The following is an 18,550-nucleotide window of genomic DNA, read 5'->3' on the forward strand; positions in this document are numbered from 1 at the left end:
CGGATGGCCGGAAGGCGGAGGTGCGGGATGACAGCCATGGATCAATCCGCAGTAAGCGAGGCAGCACGGGAAATCGACAAGCTGATGGGACTGCATCCCAAAGGCTTCGATCTCTCGCTGGATAGAATCACCCGGCTGCTCGACATCCTCGGCAATCCGCATAAGAAGCTGCCGCCGGTGATCCATGTCGCCGGTACCAACGGCAAGGGCTCGGTGACGGCCTTCAGCCGTGCGCTCCTGGAAGCAGGTGGCTATAGCGTGCACGTCCATACGTCGCCGCATCTCGTCAATTGGCATGAGCGCTACCGCATGGGTGTCAAGGGCGGTCGCGGCGAGCTTGTCGACGATGCGATCTTCGCCGACGTGCTCCGGCGCATTGCCGATGCCAATGCTGGCCAGAAGATCACGGTATTCGAGATTTTAACCGCCGCCACCTTCATCCTGTTTGCCGAGCATCCGGCCGATGCCGCGATCATCGAAGTCGGCCTCGGTGGTCGTTTTGATGCCACCAACGTCATTTCCGATCCCGCTGTCTCGGTGATCATGCCGATCTCGCTCGATCACCAGCCGTATCTTGGCGACCGCGTCGAGCTGATAGCGGCCGAGAAGGCGGGGATCATGAAAGCCGGCCGTCCCGTCGTCATTGGTCATCAGGAATATGATGCGGCCCTGGATGTACTGATATCGACCGCCGAGCGGCTGCGCTGCCCGACGGCGGTTTTCGGCCAGGATTTTTCCGCCCATGAGGAATATGGCCGGCTGGTTTATCAAGATGAGTTCGGTCTTGCCGATCTGCCCTTGCCGCGCCTGCCGGGCCGGCATCAATATGCCAATGCTGCTGCCGCCATCCGCGCCGTCAAGGCTGCGGGTTTTGCCGTCACCGAGGCGATGATGGAAAAGGCGATGATCTCGGTCGAATGGCCGGGCCGCCTGCAGCGTCTGACGGAGGGCAATTTGTTGCCCCATGCGCCGGAAGGCGGCGAGATCTGGGTCGATGGCGGCCACAATCCCGGCGCAGGCGAGGTCATTGCCGAAGCCATGGCGAATTTCGAGGAGCGTCAGCCGCGGCCTCTGTTCCTGATTACCGGCATGATCAACACCAAGGACCCAGTCGGCTATTTCAAGGCATTCACCGGCTTGGCGGAAAAGGTCTACTGCGTGCCGATCCGTGGCACCGACTCGATGATCGACCCTGTGGTTTTGGCAAATGCGGCTTACGATGCCGGCCTGGTGGCGGAGCCGATGTCGACTGTCGGCCAGGCGTTGGATGCGATCAAAGAATTGACCGTGCCCGATTTGCCCGCCCCGCGCATCCTGATTGGCGGCTCGCTTTATCTGGTCGGCGATGTCCTTGCCGATAACGGCACGCCGCCGAAGTAACAAATCCAGCCAACAAAAAGCCCGGTACGAAACCGGGCTTTTTGGTAAATACAGTCGATACCGATTAGGCGGCGCTGGAAATCCAGTTCTGCAGGGCGGTCTTGGGGGCGGCGCCAACCTTGATGTCGGCAACTTCGCCAGCCTTGAACATAGCAAGCGTCGGGATCGAGCGAACGCCGAACTGGGCAGCCAGTTCTGGGTTTTCATCGATGTTGAGCTTGGCAACCTTCACCTTGCCTTCGAACTGTACAGCGAGCTCTTCGAGAGCCGGGGCGATCATTTTGCACGGACCGCACCATTCGGCCCAAAAATCAACGACGACAGGCTCTGCGGATTGCAGGACTTCAGATGCGAAGTTGGAGGTATCGACTTTCACGGTAGCCATAGGCTGCTCCTTACCAGGATTTGCGGTTGCTAGATATGTGATGGTGCGGTGCCCAGAATTCAATATTTGGTATTTCACTTTGTCTTGAGCTCCGCAAGCGCCAATGCGAGCACCTCCACGGACAGGGTATGGATCGAGGCATTCTCGGTATAGACGAGCACGCAATCGATGCGTTTGCCGGGATAGAGCGGCGAAAGGATCTCGCGATAGATGGCAAGCTGTGCCCGGTGGGCGAAAGGAATCTCCTCAACAGCGCGTGGCGGTACCCGATTCGTCTTGTAATCTAGGATGACAACGCGATCGTCGAGCACTGTCAGCCGGTCGATGCGGCCGGAGACCGCATAATTCTGATCGCCGAGCGACAGCGTGCCCATGATCGAGACTTCCGCCTGGGCATGGGCGCTGAAAACGCCTTGCAGCTCCGGGTGCGACAGCAGCGCCAATACGGAGTTTATCAGTGCTTCGCGTTCGGCCTGCGGCCAGAAGCGTGCGGCTCGCTCGGCATAGCGCCGCGCCGCATCGGCGCGATCCGCCGGCGCGATCTCCGGCAATGACTGCAGCATGCGGTGGATGAAGCGGCCTTTTTCCAGAGAGCGGTCCGATTTGGTCTTTTCGCTGAACAGCGGTGACGTAACGAGCAGATTGTCAGCCTCGTCATCGATGATCGTGCCGGCCCCGGAAGGACTGAGCGGCCGGGGCAGGTTTCGCTGCGGCGGCAGCGGCCGGCTGAGTCCGGCCGGCAACGCTCGCCGATCCACGGCCGTTTCCGCCTGCTTCATGCGCTCGAAACTGCGCTCGACCGGGGTGACACGCCAGCTCAACCCCTGCCATTCGCCGTCCGGTCCGGCGAAACTGACCGGCTTGCAACGTTCGCCATCCTGCCTTAGCGCCGCAGAAATCATGGCATGCCACGTATCGGCGTTTTCACGGATGCCGCGATAGCCGCAGATGATCAGCTGGTCGGCGGCACGTGTCATGCCGACATAGAGAAGGCGGCGATATTCCTCTTCCGCCAGGCCTTGAAGCCTGGTGGCGTCGGCCAGCGTCAGCGAATTGGAAAGCGCCGAGACCGGCACCCATACCGGCAGCGGAATTTCGTTCCTGCCGGTCTCGATCAGCCGCAACTTCGGCAGATGCGTATGGGTAAAGGCCTTGCCGCCGCCATCAACGAGGAAGACGATCGGCGCTTCCAGGCCCTTGGAGGCATGCACCGTCATGATCCGCACTTCGTTGCGGCCTTTGTCCTGTTCGCGCTTCACCGTCGGCGCCTCAAGCTCCAGCGTCGAGATGAAGGATTGCAGGCCCGGCAGGCCGGAGGTTTCATGGTCCAGCGTGAAGGTCAGGAACTCATCGAGGATATCGCTGACTTCGGTGCCGAGTCGCGCAAGAAACTGCCGCCGGCCACCGAAGCTGCCGAGCACCCGTGCGTAGAAGTCATGCACGGACAGGCTTTTTGATAGAGCGAGAAAGGTCTTCAGCCTGTCGACCGCATGGTGGAATCGCTCATTGCCGTCATCGGCGAACCGCTGCAGATGGCTCCAGACGCTTTCATTGTCGTCGCGATAGGCCGCAATGGCGAAAACATCGTCTTCGCCGAGATCGAACAGCGGACTCTTCAGCAGGGCTGAGAGCGACAGATCATCTTCCGGCAGCAGCAGGAAACGGCCAAGCGCCAGCAGGTCCTGAATGGCGATGTGGCTTGTCAGCACCAGGCGGTCGGCACCGGCGACGGGAATATTGTTGCGCCGTTTCAGCGCCCGGGTCAGCGCATTGACGAAGCTGTCACGCTTCCGCACCAGCACGAGGATGTCGCCGGCCTCGATGAAGCGGGCCTTGCCCTTGTCGATGATCGTCTCACGGCCGATGAGATTGCCGATCGTCTGTGCCATGCGCCGCGCCAGGATCGCTGCCGGCGCGCTTTCCGGCGTTGAATCGAACGGTGCGGTCCAGTCTTCCTCCTTGGCTAGCGGCTCCGGCGCGATCATGTCCCAGAGATCGACGGCGCCCGGATGGCCGATGCGGCTGGAGCGGTGCACGACGGGTTCGGCGACGGCGCTGAGCCCTCGGGCATTTTCCGGCGCGGTGAAAACGTGATCGACCGCGGCCAGCACATCGGCGGTCGAGCGGAAGGAGAGCGGCAGGCGGATCGACGAAAACTGCTGGCCGCTGGTCGCCACGCGCCGCCGCGTCCGGTCACTTTCCTCGGAAAAACGCTCGGGCCGCGCACCTTGGAAAGAATAGATGGATTGTTTCTCGTCGCCGACCGCGAAGATGGTCCTGAGGGTCGGCCGGGCGCTTTCGCCGGAGAAGAAATCCTCCGCCAGCGACTGGATGACGCTCCATTGGATAGGACTGGTGTCTTGCGCCTCGTCGACGAGAATATGGTCGATGCCCTGGTCGAGCTTGTAGTGGATCCAGGGCCCGACATCCTTCTTGGTCAGGAGATCGGCGGTGCGAGTGATCAGGTCTTCGAAATCGAGCTGGCTGCGCCGCTTCTTCAATTCGTCGTAGTCGCGGTTCAATCGATCGGCGAGGGTGAGCGCCGCGCGGGTGGCGCGATACATCCGCATCAGCTTCAGCTGATCGCGGCAGGCAACGACATGCGCGCGGGCGGCGGCAACGGCGTCGGCTAGCGCGGGTGCGTCGGCCAGCATCGCCTTGACAAAAAACTGGCTGTCCGATTTCGGCTCGCCCTTGGCGGTCAGCATTACCTTTTCGAGGACCTCCGCGCGGGCGATCGCGTTGGGTTCGCAGTTGGCGAGGCGCAGCCCATAGGCGATATCCTGCGCCTTCGCCCCGCCCTTGAGATCGGCAAGCGTGAGATAAAGCTCCAGCATAGAGCCGGAAAGGCCGGGCAGTGGCCAATATTGCTCGGCGATCCCAGCTTCCGTGTCATCGGGAGCAAGACCAAGCTGGGTGCGCAGCGCAGTCTCGATGCCGCCTTTCCGTTCGGCTTCCTCCGCAAAGCGGCTGATAGCGTTGCGGTTTGCGACGATCTCGCCAAGCAACGTCTCCAGGCCTGATTCGTCGCCGAGATCGAGCACATAGGCGAAGGCTTCGGCAAGTTCCGGATTCTGATGCGGTGGCGTCGCGCCCAGCAGCGAGCGGCGGGCGTCATCTAGCAGGGTCGCGGCAGCGCGATCGTCGAGAACGGAGAAATGGCCGGCAACATTGGCTTCCAGCGGGAACTGGTGCAGCAGCGCCTCGCAGAAGGCGTGGATCGTCTGGATCTTCAGCCCGCCGGGCGTTTCCAGCGCCTTGGCGAAGAGGCGGCGCGCCTCGGCAAGTTTGAGGAGACCCGGCTCCGCGCCTTCGATCTCGGCGATCCGTGCCTTCAGCTCATCGTCTGGCAATGTTGCCCAAGCAGCCAGCCGATCGAAGACGCGGTTCGACATTTCGGAGGCGGCGGCCTTGGTGTAGGTCAGGCAAAGAATGGCTGACGGCCGTGCGCCGGCGAGAAGCAGGCGGATGACGCGCTGCGTCAGTACGTGCGTCTTGCCGGAGCCGGCATTGGCCGAAACCCAGGCCGAGCGATCTGGATCGGAAGCGATGGATTGCTGGACCGTCGTCCAGCCGATCCAGGCGCCGGCGTCGTCACTGTTGGGCAGAGCAGCCAGGTCGTTGGCGGAAAGATTACTCATCGCCAGCGCCCTCCTGCTCGGTTTCCGCCGTCGACCATTCCGAGACGCGGGCGAGGTGATCGTAGTCGCCGCCATATTCGAATTGCTGGGCGGGGATCAGCCGCGAAGAAAAGCCTTTTTCGCCGGATTGCAGCAGGGCGACGAATTTGACGAGTTGGTCCATCGACTCCTCGGCCAAATCCATAGCCGACTTTGCTTCCGTCTTCCCGCCACGGCTGGAAAGCTCATTGTTGACCTGATCGGCCCTGAAGCGATCGCCGGGCCGGAGCCGGACATAGAGCAGGTTTTCCGGGGCGAGCGCGTCGATGTTACGAAAGGCGCCAGCCTTCAGCGCATAGGCTTCCAATGCCAATTGCGGATCGAGCAGTGCACGCGCCTGCGCCGGTGAGGGATTGTAGCCGGTCTTGTAGTCGATGATATCGGCGGCTCCGTGGCCCTTGAAGTCGATGCGGTCGGCAACGCCGGTCAGCCGGATGCCGATCGGCTCGATCTCGATGCCGGCCGGCACTTCCGTTGCCGTCCCGCGGATCTCCGGTCGCCGCTCTGCTTCCCAGGCGAGAAAGGTGCGTGCCACTTCGCGGAAACGCGGCCGCCAGACGCTGTCGATATGAACCGGCAATTGTTCGGCGTCGAAAAGCTCGGCGACGATACGATCCATAGCCAGCGATCCATCCGGCGTCCCGGCGATATGGCCTTCACGGATGAAGCGATCGATGATCTTGTGATAGAGCGTGCCGCGCTCGGCCGGGCCGGACTCGCGGTTGAAGGCGGCGATCGGATCGAGCCGCAGGACGCGCCGCGCGTAGATCGCGTAGGGATCGCGCCGCAGGCGGCCGACCTCGCTAAAGGAGTAGCTTTTCGGCTGCAGCGCGGCAGGTGGTTTCGGTGATGGCCTCAACGCCGGCCTCTGGTTTTCGCCCTCGTCGATCATTCCGGCCCAATGACGGTATTGATCGCCGCGTGCCTTCAATTCACTCAGGAATGCCTTGCCGCCCAGCGCCATCAGCCGTTGCAGCCAGCGGGAGGCCACCGTCGGGGTCGAGCCTTGGCGCAACGCGCGCGAATAGATCAGGTCGCGCGTGCCGTTCGCCATCTCGAAATCGTGGGCGAGCTGACCGATGCGCCGCTCTGGCGGTTCCAGACCTATCTCGGTCTTCATCGTGCGGGAGATGAAGGGATTGTTGGCGGTTTGCCCCGGCCAAGAGCCTTCGTTCAACCCGCCGAGAATCAGCGTATCGACGCTTTGCAAGCGCGCTTCCAACGTGCCGAAGATGAACAGCCGCGGGTGGCTAAGTGCGCGGGGCTTGACAGCTTGACCGGCCGTGAGTGCAGCCACGATGTCGATCCACTGCGGCCCGTCCGCTTCGAGCTGACCGTCGGTGTCGATGACCTCCTTCAGCAGGCTTGCCAGCGTATCGCCGGCCTCGCCGGACCAGAGCGCCGCCAGGTTGCCGCGCTCGTCAGCGGCCGCGGCCTCCAAGGCGCGGCCCGTGCGTTCAGCCCATTCGGAAAGGGTGGGGAGGCTGTCAGCGGCCTGCTGCGAAAGCGCGGATGCCAACGGCTCGCAAGCCAGGGTGACCTGTCGGGCCAATGCGCGTGCCTGGCCCACGGCGTCCGGAGTTAGGGATTTGCGCCAGTGTGGCGGATGACGGTCCATCGCCTGTTCGGCGAGCTGGCGGTCGAGCAGGGATTCCAGCGTGCCGATATCGACCTCGGCGATGCCTCCCCTCAAAGCCAAAATCTCCAGTGCGTCGATGCCGGGCTGCAACGCATCCCGGGAAAAGCCGAAGTGGGCGAGGGGATGCTTGAGCAACGAAACGATTGCGACGGGATCGCCGGGGCGAAGGGTCGCTTCGAGCAGCAATTGCAACAGCGTGCCTTGCGGCGTCGCGGCCAGCGGCGTCCCGGCCGAATCGTCGGCGATGATGGCGAATCGCGCCAACTCCGCCGTCACGCGCCGGGCCAGATTGCGGTCCGGCGTGATCAGCGCCGCCTGGCTCTCTCCACCGTTCCGCCCGGGTTTTTCCAGGGCGAGCCGCAAAGCGATGGCGATCGCAGTCGCTTCCTCACGCTCGTTCGCCGCCTCGATCAGGGCGACGTCGGCAAAGGCTTGTGCGATGGCGCCGGGCGCGAGCGTCTCTTGCCACGCCCCCCAGCCGCTGGTCGCTTTTGCGGGTGCGAGGGCGCGCGACAGGATCTGCGCCCGCATCTGCATGTTCTCGGACGCTTCGGCAACGGCCTCGACACCGCTCCGGGTCGCGCGCAGCCGCTTCAGCAGCAGCGACAGGCCATATTGCGGATGGCTGCGCGTCGTCGGATCGACCCTTGCGCCGGCACTCGTTTCAGGCGCCACCAGCTGCCAGTCCTCTTCCGGCATGCTTAGGTCGAGCCCCGGCAACACGATGACGCCCTGTGGCAGGGAGGCGACGGCTGCAATCAGGTCGGCCGTTGCCGGAACGGAACCGGTGGAGCCGGCGATGATGATCGGGCCGGCATGCTGCATAGCGGCAATCCGCTGCGCCTCGGCGCGGAGGATGGCGTTACGATGCCGGGCGGGTGAGGATTTGCCGAGTTCCTCCAGCCGCGCCGGCCAGAAGGCACTGGCGATCTGCAGGAATTCGGCCGTCAGTTGCCACCAGAGCGCATGGTCTTCAGCGCTGAGATTGGCAAGGTCGTGCCAGTCGCGATCCTCAGTCTCGATGGAATCGATGAGTTCCGCGAGGTTGCGCGCCAGCCAGATGGCATCCGCCGGACTCGCCGGAGCGACGAGCGGTGAATCCGAATGGATGTCGCGGACGATCTGCGGCAGCTTGTTGCGCCAGGCCAGGATCAGCCGCGCCAGTTCCAGCAGTCTTGCCGTATTGGCAAGCGGCTGCGCCAGATCTGCAGTCGCGGGCAGGGCCTCTTCGAAATAGCCGCTATCGTCATCGGTCTCGCCAAGCGGGCGGATCACCGGCAGGATGGCCGAGCGGCCACCGAGGAGGTCGACGAACTCCGAGCGCAGCACGCGCGCCGCACGCCTTGTCGGCAGGAAGATGGTGACCTTAGCGAGCGACAGCGGATCGGCGGGATCGTGGCGAAAATGCTCGCTCAGCCGGCCGTCGCAGAGGGCGCCAGCAAGGGTCTTCAGGAAAGGCAGGCCCGCCGGGATCGTCAGAATGCGTTGCCGGTGCCCGCCCGTCATCCGGTCACGCAAACGCCCGGAAGGTCCGGATCGTTTCCTCCGCCTCGCCGATCGCCTCTGGCGTGCCGACGGTCAGCCAATGTCCCTCGAGGATCGTTCCGTAGAGCCGACCCTTCGCGATCGATTTGTCGTAGTAGATGTTGATGTTGAAAGCCTCGTCTGGCGCGTCATCGAGAACCGATGGGTTCATGACGATGGCACCCGCATAGACGACGCCGTTCCCGACCGCGTTGCTATAGCGTGAGAGACGGCCGTCTTCTGCCAGGTTGAAATCGTTCTTGCCGTTATGGCCCGTCGTCTTGTCCAGCGCGACGCAGAGCATGGCGAAGTCCATGCGTGTAGTATCGAAGAATCCGGCTAAGCGCTGCAGATTGGTCGGCCTCCCCAATGTCTCGCCGATCCAGAAGAGATCGGAATTCATGACGAAGACTGGATCGCGGCCGAGAAGCTTCAGCCCCTTGGCCAGCCCACCGCCGTTGTTCATCAGCACATCTCGCTCGTCGGAGATGAGGATGTCCAATCCGCGATAGTTCCGAAGATGCGCCTCCATCTGGTCAGCATGGTGATGGACATTGACCACCACCTGCTCGACGCCGGCTTCGGCCAGCGCATCGAGCGCGTAATCGATCATCGGCTTGCCGGCGATCTTTACCAGCGGCTTCGGGATAGTGTCGGTGATCGGCCGCATGCGGGTTCCGAGCCCCGCGGCCAACACCATGGCTTGTCTGATGGTCATCTCGTCTCGAATTGGTGATTCGCTCGGCTATCTTGTTTTAGCATATGGCGGGAAGACAGTCGCCCGGTTCGGGCAGCTATACGCCGCCTATTCCAGCCTTTGCACACCATTCGCGCAGGGGAACGAGCGCCTCATGCTCGAAAGCAATGGCGAGATAGGCGAGCGTGCGCGGCATATGCTTCAGATAGCCCGGTTTGCCGTCGCGCTGCAGCAGCCGCACCCAGAGGCCGGCCAGCTTGCAATTGCGCTGCGCCGACATGATCGCCCAGCTCTTCAGAAACTTCGCTTCGTCGAAACCGCCTTGAGCACGCCGGAGCGATAGATAGTCCGCAATCAATTGATCGTGCAGATCGCGTTCGATGGTGACACGCGCATCCTGGACGATCGAGGCGAGGTCATAGGCCGTCGGACCGATCATCGCATCCTGGAAATCGATAAGGCCGATTCGCTGGATGCCCTTTTCCTTCGCCCGCCAGATGATGTTAGGCGAGTGGAAATCGCGCAGCAGCAGATTCTTTTCCGTATCGTCAAGCTCATCGATCAGGCCATTCCAGATCGCCAGATAGTCCGCCCGTTCCTCGTCGCTCGCCGGCACGCCGCGTTTCCACGGCAGGTGCCAGTCGATGAGCAACCGCGCTTCCATCGTCATGGCCGTCCGGTCGAAGTCCGGAATATGATGGACGTGATCCGCCGTGACCGGAATATCCTGCGGGATATGCAGGCTGTGCAGATGCGCCAGACAGGCAACGCTTGCCCGATAGCGTTCGGCAATCGGCTTGCCTCCTGCGTCGAGCACGCCATCGGTGCCGAGATCCTCGATCAAGAGAATGCCCTGGTCGTAGTCGGCCGCGAAGATTTCCGGCGCTGCAAAGCCGTTTTCGCGCAGCACATTGGCAATCGCCACGAAAGGATAGGCATCCCAGGCGAGATGCGCGACCTTCGGATAGGGCTTTCCGTCAAGCACGGGCGGTCCTTCGGCCAGGCGCGGCCAATCCATCAAGATCACGCGCTTGCCGCCGCCATGCGGATGGATGGACTCATAGGCGCGCAGCGAAGCATCGCCCGTCAGGAAACGGCGTTCGGCGTCGGCATAACCATGAGCATCGAGGAAAGCGCGGATTGCCAGAACGCGCTGGATACGGGCGAATTGCTTGGCCGGTGACCTGATCGTCGCTCGACGGCCTTCGCCTTCATGCTCCAGCTTGAGATCGATGCGATCTTTCGGCAGTTCGCCTTCGGCCATTTCGGGCCATTCCACCAGGCAGATACCGGTCTGCAGCGCCTCGTCGAAGCCGAGCTCGGCCAGTTCGCTTGGGTCGCCCAAACGATAGAGATCGAAATGCGAAACCGGTATGCGCAGTTCGTAGGATTGGACGAGCGTGAAGGTCGGGCTCGGTACGTCCAGTTCGGCATCGTCAGCCACGGCGCGCAGAAGGGCGCGGGCCAGCGAGGATTTTCCGGCGCCGAGATCGCCCGATAGTGCCAGGCAATCGCCGCCCTTGAGCGCCAGCGCAAGATCCTCGCCCAGGCGAGTGGTTGCCGCATCGTCTGCAAGAAAGAGGGATATGCCTATGTTCGCTGCTTTCATTCTGCTGCGACGGAGTGCGGCAATTCGGCGGAGGGAATCCGGCAGATGACCGTGGTTCCCTTGCCCGGCTGGCTTTCGATCGACACCTGGCCGTCATGCAGGCTGACGAAGCTTTCAACGATGGAGAGGCCGAGGCCGGCGCCGCTGCGCTTGCCGCCCTTGCCGCTCGAAGCGAAGCGGTTGAAGACCGTTCGGATGATCTCTTCCGGGATGCCCGGACCCTTGTCGGCGACCGAAAAGACGAAATCCGTGCCTTCGCGCGCGCATCTTAGTTCGATCGTCGAGCCTTCCGGCGCGAAATTGGCGGCGTTGGTCAGAAGCTTGAGCAAGATCTGCTTTAGCCGCTGCTGGTCGGCGACAACCGTGCCGAGATGGGCGGGCACGGTGATTTCCAGCGTCACGCCGCTTTCCTGCAGCCGGTCCGCGATCTGCATCGACACTTCGTCGAGCAGGTCGTCGAGCGCGATCTCGGAATAGTTCAGCCGCATGATGCCGGCATCGACGGTCGCAAGATCCAGAATGTCGTTGACCAGCGTCAGCAGCACCGAGGAAGAGGTGGAGATATGATCGATATACTCCGCCTGCCGGTCGTTCAGAGGTCCGATGCCCGGTGTCTTCAGCAGATCGGTAAAGCCGATGATATTGGTCAGCGGCGAGCGCAGCTCATAGGAAACATGCTGGACGAAGTCGTTCTTCAGCTCGTCGGCCTTCAGCAGCGCCTCGTTCTTTTCGGTGAGAGCCCGTTCGGCACGCACGCTATCGGTCTTGTTGACGAAGGTCAGCATGGTCTGCGCATTCGGCAACGGAATGACGGCATAATCAAGGACGAGGTTGGAATAGAGCTCCAGCGTGCCTTGCGACGACGGCCGTTCATCGTCGAAGCTGGTGATCTGCTCCGCAAATCGCTTCCAGCCATCCGGCCGGTCATAGGACGGCGCACAGGCTTCGGCCAGCGCCTGGATATGCGTGCCCGGCTTGGCCTGCGCCTCGGTGATGTTCCACAAGATGCGGAACGCTGGATTGGAGAGGCGGATGCGGCCGTCGGGACCGAAGACGGCGACGCCTTCGGAGAGATGGTCGATGGTCTCGCCCTGCACTTTGACCAGCGTATTGTAGCGCGTTTCGAGATCGACCTGTTCGGTCAGATTCTCGAACACCCACGTGGCGCCACCCTGCGGGTGAGCGGTGGCGAAAACCCTAAGGATCTGGCCGTTCGGCAGGTGCCAGAGATCGGATTGTGTGTCGAGCGCGCGATAGACGGACAAAACGCCGTCTTTCCAGGTTTTCCAGTTCAATTGCTCCGGCAGCTTCTTGGCGCTGCGCAGCCGATCCAACAGCTCGCTATTGTCAGGCTTCTTCTCGAGGAAGGCGATGTCGAGCTCCCAGAGCTGCACAAAGGCCTGATTGTAGAATTGCAGCCGGCGGTCGCCGTCGAAGATCGCGACCGGCGTCGCCAGATGGTCGAGTGTTTCGGCATGGCTCTTCAGCGTGCGTTCCAGCTCGGCGCGGACCGCTTCCGCTTCCGAAACGTCGACGGCAATTCCGGCCGAACCATCCGGCGATTTAACGTCGATGACATCGAAGAAGGTGCGGTTGCCATGAACGACGGTGGAAATCTTGTCGTGAAAGGGCGATTCCGGTGTCGAGGATGCGCGGATGCGCTCGCGAGCGACAGTGGTCAGGAATTCGCGGCTTTCGCGTATAGCCTCATCCGGCGACACTGCCTCGACCGCTTCGCCGTAGGCCTGGTTGACCCAGGTCAGCTTGCCCTCCACATCACGCCGCCAGACAGGCAGGTCGATGGCGTCGAGCAGGTTCTGAAAGGCGGAGATCGAGGTCATGAGCCGGTCGCGCTCGATCTTCAGCTCGGCCAGTTCGGCGCGCAGATTGTTGAGCGCGATGAAGCGGACGAAGGCGCGGCCACCGGAGATGCGGCCCTGCGCTTCCAATATCTCGTCGCGGTTCGTTTCGACCACCATATCGAAGCTTTGGCCGTTGCCGCGCAGCTTGTCGATCGCCTTTTCCAGATCGCCGGCCGACCAGGATTTCAGCCAGCGGCCGAAAGCGAGGAATTCGTTGTCCTGTGGCGCACCGGTCTCGACAGGAAGCTGGCCGAGCAGCTCAGGCCGGGCATTCTGACCGTCCCAGATGATGATCCGGCGGTTCTTGTCGGCAATAAGCGCCTGATACTGCGAAATACGCTGGTTGGCGTCCGAAAGCGCCGTGCGGATCTCGCGGCTCTCATTTTCGATATTGCCGCGCTGGCGGATCATCCACACCGTCGACAGGAGCGCGGCTGAGATCACGCCGATGATGACCGAGAAGACAGCCATTTCGGAGGAGGTGAAGAGGCGTGCCGCCGGCGTGCCAGCGCTGGTCTGCGCCAGAACGGGACCCGCCAAGCCGGTGATTATGCCGCCAAAAACGCTGAGACGCAGCAAGCGGGCCAATGAGGCCGATAGCCCAACATTCGCCCGCCGCTTCACCCGCGGTAAAAGCATATATGCGCTAGCCTGCCGTCGCCGCGCGATCGCCGCTCGGGGCGTCGCTGGCTCTGACAGGCTGTCTTTCCCTTCAGACATAAGCGGTCTGTCTCCGTCCTGTAATGTGCCGCATCTCGACAAGACATCCCATTTTCATGGCTCCGGGCGTGCCCGGTTCGTCACGAATCAAGTCTAAAAACAATACTGCCTAAGGGAATCGCCGGGAAGGGAGCCGGCCAAAAAATAAGCCCCAGCATTTGTCAATGCCGGGGCCACAAGATGTTGTGGATATTGATCGAAAGATCAGTATCTGTAGTGGTCAGACTTGAACGGACCCTGCGGAGTGACGCCGATATAGGCAGCCTGTTCTCCAGAAAGCTCCGTCAGTTTCACGCCAAGCTTGCTGAGATGCAGGCGAGCAACCTTTTCGTCGAGGTGCTTCGGCAGCACGTAAACCTGGTTCTGGTACTGGCTGGGCTTGGTGAAGAGCTCGATCTGTGCCAGCGTCTGGTTGGTGAACGAAGCCGACATGACGAAGGACGGATGGCCGGTGGCGTTGCCGAGGTTCAGGAGGCGGCCTTCCGACAGCAGGATGATGCGGTTACCCTTGGCGAACTCGATCAAGTCGACCTGCGGCTTGACGTTCGTCCACTTGAGGTTACGCAGCGCCGCAACCTGGATCTCATTGTCGAAATGGCCGATGTTGCCGACGATCGCCATGTCCTTCATCGCACGCATATGGTCGATGCGGATGACGTCCTTGTTGCCGGTGGTGGTGATGAAGATGTCGGCGGTGGAGACGACGTCTTCGAGCTGAACCACTTCATAGCCGTCCATGGCAGCCTGCAGGGCGCAGATCGGGTCGACTTCCGTGACCTTGACGCGTGCGCCGGCGCCGGAAAGCGAAGCAGCTGAGCCCTTGCCGACGTCGCCGTAGCCGCAGACGACGGCGACCTTGCCGGCCATCATCACGTCGGTGGCGCGGCGGATGCCGTCGACCAGCGATTCCTTGCAGCCGTACTTGTTGTCGAACTTCGACTTGGTGACGCTGTCGTTGACGTTGATCGCCGGGAAGGGCAGCAGGCCCTTCTGGCTGAGCTGGTACAGGCGGTTGACGCCCGTGGTGGTTTCTTCGGTGACGCCCTTGATGGCTTCGCGCTGCTTGGTGAACCAGCCCGGCGATGCCTGAAGGCGCTTCTTGATCTGCGCAAAGAGGATTTCTTCTTCCTCAGAATGCGGATTGGAGAGCACGTCCTCGCCGGCTTCGGCGCGGGCGCCGAGCAGGATATACATCGTGGCGTCGCCGCCATCGTCGAGGATCATGTTGGACAAGCCGCCATCGGTCCACTGGAAGATCTTGTCGGTATAGGTCCAGTAGTCTTCGAGGCTCTCACCCTTGATGGCATAGACCGGAACGCCGGAAGCGGCGATCGCGGCAGCGGCATGATCCTGGGTCGAGAAGATATTGCAGGATGCCCAGCGCACCTGAGCGCCGAGAGCAACCAGCGTCTCGATCAGGACTGCGGTCTGGATCGTCATGTGCAGCGAACCAGTGATGCGGGCGCCTTTCAGCGGCTGTGCTTCGCCGAATTCGGCGCGGCAAGCCATCAGGCCCGGCATTTCGGTTTCGGCGATCGAGATTTCCTTGCGGCCGAAGTCGGCAAGGCCGATATCGGCGACGATGTAGTCCTTTTCAGTGCTCATGAAGGTCTCCAGCCTGAACGATGCGAACGGACCGCAGGCGAACGCCTCGGCCGAATGCAACAAAATTGCACGCTGACAGCGTGTGGGATGATGCCCTGTAGCAGGCTTCAAGCTGGAAATCAATGATGATATAAAGAGGTCTTTATATCTTTATATCCCGTGCGATGCGTCAATGAGAGGACTTACATCTCTTCGCCGAACTTGTCGGCGACCAGACGGTCCAGCGCATCCAGCGCCTCGGCGGCCTGGTTGCCGCTGGCGATGACGAGCACGCTGCAGCCGGGGCTGGCCGCGAGCATCATCAGGCCCATGATCGAGTTGCCGCCCACCGTGGTTCCGTCCCTCGATACGGTGATGGTGGCGTCATAGGATTCGACGGTCTGTACGAATTTGGCGGAGGCGCGGGCATGCAGGCCGCGCTTGTTGATGATCAGAAGTTCCCGGGAAAGCTCTGTCATAGGCGGGATGGTTGTCTCGTTATTTGCCGCTGAGCACGCGGCTGGCCACGTTGATGTATTTGCGTCCGGCCTCGGAAGCTTCCACGAGAGCCTTCTCCATGTTGTTGTCGCCGCGCACACCTGCGAGCTTTATCAGCATCGGCAGATTAACGCCGGCAATAACCTCCGTGTGGCCACTGTTCATGACGGAGATCGCGAGATTTGAGGGAGTGCCACCGAACATATCGGTAAGGATGATGACCCCGTGCCCATCGTCAGCGCCGGAAACAGCGTGCAGGATGTCCTGCCGCCGCTTATCCATGTCGTCTTCGGGACCAATCGATACCGTTTCTATGAACTTCTGCGGACCAACGACATGCTCGACCGCATGCCGAAACTCTTCAGCCAGCTTGCCATGAGTGACAAGCACAAGTCCGATCATGATATTACTGCTCCCATCGCATAAGCAAACAGGTGGCCCATATCGCAATGCAGCAATGTCGTCCACCGGTGGGGGGACATCTTGGCGATGAAAAGACGAAGTGCAAGCTTAAAATATGATGTTTGGGCGTCTACAGGTACCAGAATGGCCGATTAACCCAAACTGATGATGGTTTTCGCCATAATCACGGCGAGCGGATTCGCCGATGCTGCGGATAGGCGGATCAGCGGTAGGCGAATGGATTCAGTGACATCGATCCGTTCGTCTTCGGGGGGAAGCCGCTCGGCGTTTGCCGGATCGACCGGACATATGGCGCAATGCATTTCCGCCTCAAAAACATGGGGAAGCCGCACGATGCCGGTATAACGGATCTCCATCAGGCCGGCGATTGATGGCGGGCATTCGGCGATGACGGCACCGTCACGCCGGGTGATGAAAACCTGATCGTCGGCGACCAATGCTGCGGAAAGGCCAAGCGGCTTGGCGGCGGCGAGGCAGGCAAAGGCAAGTGAAGATTTGCCGCTGCCCGACGGTCCGAGAAACAGCAGACCGGTCTTGCCTATGACGATCGCCGTGCCGTGGATATTGGTCGCTTTGCCGCTCATGCTGGTGTTTCGGCGGGCAACGAAAGGATGAAGCGGGCGCCGAGCAGCGCTGTGCCGTCGCCGTCGACGATGTTTTCCGCGCGCAGCGATCCGCCATGTGCTTCGGCGATTTGCCGGCTGATCGACAGGCCCAAACCGGAATTCTGACCGAAACCCTCCGCCTCCGGCCGGTCGGTATAGAAGCGCTCGAAGATGCGGTCGATATTTTCGGCCTGGATGCCCGGCCCGTTATCCTCGACATAGATCACGCAGCGCGTTCTCGTGCGCATCAGCTTTACCGTGATCTTGCCGGTGTCCTTGGCAACGAAGGAGCGGGCGTTTTCAATGAGGTTGGTAACGATCTGGCCGATACGCAGATCATGGCCGTCGATCGTGAACTTGGTTTTCGCACCCGGCTTGCGGTCGACGATATAGTCTATCTCGACCGCCTTCTTCGTGTGCCCGACTTGCCGGGAAATGTCGATCAGGTCGCGCAGCAGGACTTCGAGATCGAGCGATCTCGCATCCGATCGGGCAAGTTCGGCATCGAGGCGGGACGCGTCGGAAATATCGCTGATCAGTCGGTCGAGGCGGCGCACGTCATGCTGAATGACATCCATCAGCCGCTTCTTGGAGTCGTCGCTTTTGGCGAGCGGCAGCGTCTCGACGGCGCTGCGCAGCGATGTCAGCGGGTTCTTCAGTTCGTGGCTGACATCGGCGGCAAAACTTTCGATCGCATCGATGCGGTCGTAAAGTGCCGTCGTCATTTCGCGCAGCGCGATCGACAGGTTGCCGATTTCATCCTGGCGGGCGGAGAAATCCGGGATTTCCTCGCGTTCTTTCGCGCCGCCGCGGCGCACGCGGATGGCGGCCGCCGAAAGCCGGCGCAGCGGATTGGCGATGGTGGACGACAGAAGCAGCGACAGGACGACGTTAACCAGCGTCGCAACACCGAAGACGCGCATGATTGCCAGGCGCTCGGCATGAACGATCTTGTCGATATCGCCGGCCTGCGTTGACAGCAGTAGCACGCCGAGCACGGCGCGGAAGCGCTGGATGGGCACGGCGACCGAGACGATTAGCTCACCCTTTTCCGTGGTGCGCACCACGGCGCCGCGCACGCCGGTCAGCGCATTCATCACTTCGGGATAGATTGAGCCGTCGCCCCCGGGCGCTTCCTTGTAGACTGGCAGGTTGCCCGGCTGCAGCATCTTGTTGAGCAACCCGCTGAACCAGTCCGACCAGCTCTGCTTCTCGTCCTCGACGGGTGGCAGGTCGTAGCGCAACACCTGGCCGCGTGAATAGAGATGGCGGCTGTCGAGCAGCAGGTTGGCGTCGGCGTCGAAGATACGGGCGCGGGTGCGCGTCGGCGAAATCAGCCGCGTCAGCACTGGGGCGACCTTTTCCGGATCGATCGGGAACTCCAGATCCTCGTCGTTCGGAACCGGCGTGATGCTCTGGCCGGCCTGCAATTCCAGCAGTTTCTGCGGGTCGATGGTGATCGAATTGGTGTCGACCGAGGCCGATGCCGAGACAGCACCGGCGATGATTTCGCCCTGTGTCAGCAGGCTCTCGACGCGCGCGTCGATCAGACCCTCACGGAACTGGTTGAGATAGAGGATGCCGCCGACGAGAACGACGAGCGCAGCCAGGTTGAAGAACAGGATGCGCCGCGTCAGGCTCGAGAAGACGGCATTGCCGAAGATGCGGCGGATCAGCGTGAAGGGGTGAGTCCACCGACGGCGAGCGATTCTAACGTCGCTCGGGCTTTCCGTGTCGTCGATATCTCTATCTTGCACCAGTTGTGCCAAGCCAACGGCCCTTTCGAAGAACAGGATCGGCGATCCTGTCCGCATGCTCTTATTCCATCGTCCGCCGCATGGTCCAGTTAACTATCCGAGCATGATGCCGAAAAGTGTTAGGGGATTTCGGACGACATCATGCTCTATTCCTTGAATCTAGAGCGGACTCAGATTTTAGGTCGAT

At 61.6% G+C, this 18,550-nt stretch carries 12 protein-coding genes; 1 reads left to right on the plus strand and 11 read right to left on the minus strand.

Annotated features, from left to right (window positions below):
- Positions 1 to 27: 27 nt before the first annotated feature.
- Positions 28 to 1,380: a bifunctional folylpolyglutamate synthase/dihydrofolate synthase gene (locus CCGE525_RS00145; RefSeq protein WP_205587413.1), complete on the plus strand. Its 1,353-nt coding sequence runs from the start codon at positions 28 to 30 to the stop codon at positions 1,378 to 1,380.
- Positions 1,381 to 1,444: 64 nt separating this feature from the next.
- Here the strand turns inward: CCGE525_RS00145 and trxA are convergent, their stop codons facing one another.
- The 11 genes from trxA to CCGE525_RS00200 form a co-directional block, all read right to left on the minus strand.
- Positions 1,445 to 1,765: a thioredoxin gene (trxA, locus tag CCGE525_RS00150; RefSeq protein ID WP_120702522.1), complete on the minus strand. Its 321-nt coding sequence runs from the start codon at positions 1,763 to 1,765 to the stop codon at positions 1,445 to 1,447.
- Positions 1,766 to 1,839: 74 nt separating this feature from the next.
- A complete protein-coding gene (addA, locus tag CCGE525_RS00155) occupies positions 1,840 to 5,406 on the minus strand; it encodes a double-strand break repair helicase AddA (protein ID WP_120702523.1) in 3,567 nt (1,188 codons plus the stop codon).
- A complete protein-coding gene (addB, locus tag CCGE525_RS00160; protein WP_120702524.1) occupies positions 5,399 to 8,590 on the minus strand; it encodes a double-strand break repair protein AddB in 3,192 nt (1,063 codons plus the stop codon). The genes addA and addB overlap by 8 nt, the downstream gene beginning before the upstream one ends.
- Before the next feature lie 4 nt (positions 8,591 to 8,594).
- Entirely contained in the window at positions 8,595 to 9,326 is a 732-nt protein-coding gene (locus tag CCGE525_RS00165) for a nucleotidyltransferase family protein (RefSeq protein ID WP_120702525.1), read from the minus strand.
- A gap of 76 nt (positions 9,327 to 9,402) precedes the next feature.
- A complete protein-coding gene (gene tsaE, locus CCGE525_RS00170; protein ID WP_120702526.1) occupies positions 9,403 to 10,914 on the minus strand; it encodes a tRNA (adenosine(37)-N6)-threonylcarbamoyltransferase complex ATPase subunit type 1 TsaE in 1,512 nt (503 codons plus the stop codon).
- The gene (locus CCGE525_RS00175; protein ID WP_120702527.1) at positions 10,911 to 13,496 is read right to left on the minus strand and encodes a PAS domain-containing sensor histidine kinase; all 2,586 of its coding nucleotides are present in this window, start codon (positions 13,494 to 13,496) and stop codon (positions 10,911 to 10,913) included. Before CCGE525_RS00175 ends, tsaE begins: the two co-directional genes overlap by 4 nt.
- A 204-nt stretch (positions 13,497 to 13,700) precedes the next feature.
- Complete coding sequence (ahcY, locus tag CCGE525_RS00180; protein WP_120706169.1) at positions 13,701 to 15,101, minus strand: adenosylhomocysteinase; 1,401 nt, start codon at positions 15,099 to 15,101, stop codon at positions 13,701 to 13,703.
- A gap of 182 nt (positions 15,102 to 15,283) precedes the next feature.
- Entirely contained in the window at positions 15,284 to 15,559 is a 276-nt protein-coding gene (locus tag CCGE525_RS00185) for an HPr family phosphocarrier protein (protein ID WP_120702528.1), read from the minus strand.
- A gap of 19 nt (positions 15,560 to 15,578) precedes the next feature.
- Complete coding sequence (locus tag CCGE525_RS00190; RefSeq protein WP_120702529.1) at positions 15,579 to 15,980, minus strand: PTS sugar transporter subunit IIA; 402 nt, start codon at positions 15,978 to 15,980, stop codon at positions 15,579 to 15,581.
- A 152-nt stretch (positions 15,981 to 16,132) separates the two neighbouring features.
- Positions 16,133 to 16,585, minus strand: a complete 453-nt coding sequence (locus CCGE525_RS00195; RefSeq protein ID WP_120702530.1) for an HPr kinase/phosphorylase — start codon at positions 16,583 to 16,585, stop codon at positions 16,133 to 16,135.
- On the minus strand, positions 16,582 to 18,375 hold the full coding sequence (locus tag CCGE525_RS00200) for a sensor histidine kinase (RefSeq protein WP_205587451.1): 1,794 nt from the start codon (positions 18,373 to 18,375) through the stop codon (positions 16,582 to 16,584). Before CCGE525_RS00200 ends, CCGE525_RS00195 begins: the two co-directional genes overlap by 4 nt.
- Positions 18,376 to 18,550 lie beyond the last annotated feature (175 nt).

The sequence above is a fragment of the Rhizobium jaguaris genome (genome assembly GCF_003627755.1).
In the GTDB taxonomy this organism is placed as follows: Bacteria; Pseudomonadota; Alphaproteobacteria; order Rhizobiales; family Rhizobiaceae; genus Rhizobium; species Rhizobium jaguaris.

Bases quoted from the DNA above. Each gene is read 5' to 3' on its own strand.
- CCGE525_RS00145 (WP_205587413.1), top strand. From the start codon at position 28: ATGACAGCCATGGATCAATCCGCAGTAAGCGAGGCAGCACGGGAAATC.
- trxA (WP_120702522.1), bottom strand. From the start codon at position 1,765: ATGGCTACCGTGAAAGTCGATACCTCCAACTTCGCATCTGAAGTCCTG.
- addA (WP_120702523.1), bottom strand. From the start codon at position 5,406: ATGAGTAATCTTTCCGCCAACGACCTGGCTGCTCTGCCCAACAGTGAC.
- addB (WP_120702524.1), bottom strand. From the start codon at position 8,590: ATGACGGGCGGGCACCGGCAACGCATTCTGACGATCCCGGCGGGCCTG.
- CCGE525_RS00165 (WP_120702525.1), bottom strand. From the start codon at position 9,326: ATGACCATCAGACAAGCCATGGTGTTGGCCGCGGGGCTCGGAACCCGC.
- tsaE (WP_120702526.1), bottom strand. From the start codon at position 10,914: ATGAAAGCAGCGAACATAGGCATATCCCTCTTTCTTGCAGACGATGCG.
- CCGE525_RS00175 (WP_120702527.1), bottom strand. From the start codon at position 13,496: ATGTCTGAAGGGAAAGACAGCCTGTCAGAGCCAGCGACGCCCCGAGCG.
- ahcY (WP_120706169.1), bottom strand. From the start codon at position 15,101: ATGAGCACTGAAAAGGACTACATCGTCGCCGATATCGGCCTTGCCGAC.
- CCGE525_RS00185 (WP_120702528.1), bottom strand. From the start codon at position 15,559: ATGACAGAGCTTTCCCGGGAACTTCTGATCATCAACAAGCGCGGCCTG.
- CCGE525_RS00190 (WP_120702529.1), bottom strand. From the start codon at position 15,980: ATGATCGGACTTGTGCTTGTCACTCATGGCAAGCTGGCTGAAGAGTTT.
- CCGE525_RS00195 (WP_120702530.1), bottom strand. From the start codon at position 16,585: ATGAGCGGCAAAGCGACCAATATCCACGGCACGGCGATCGTCATAGGC.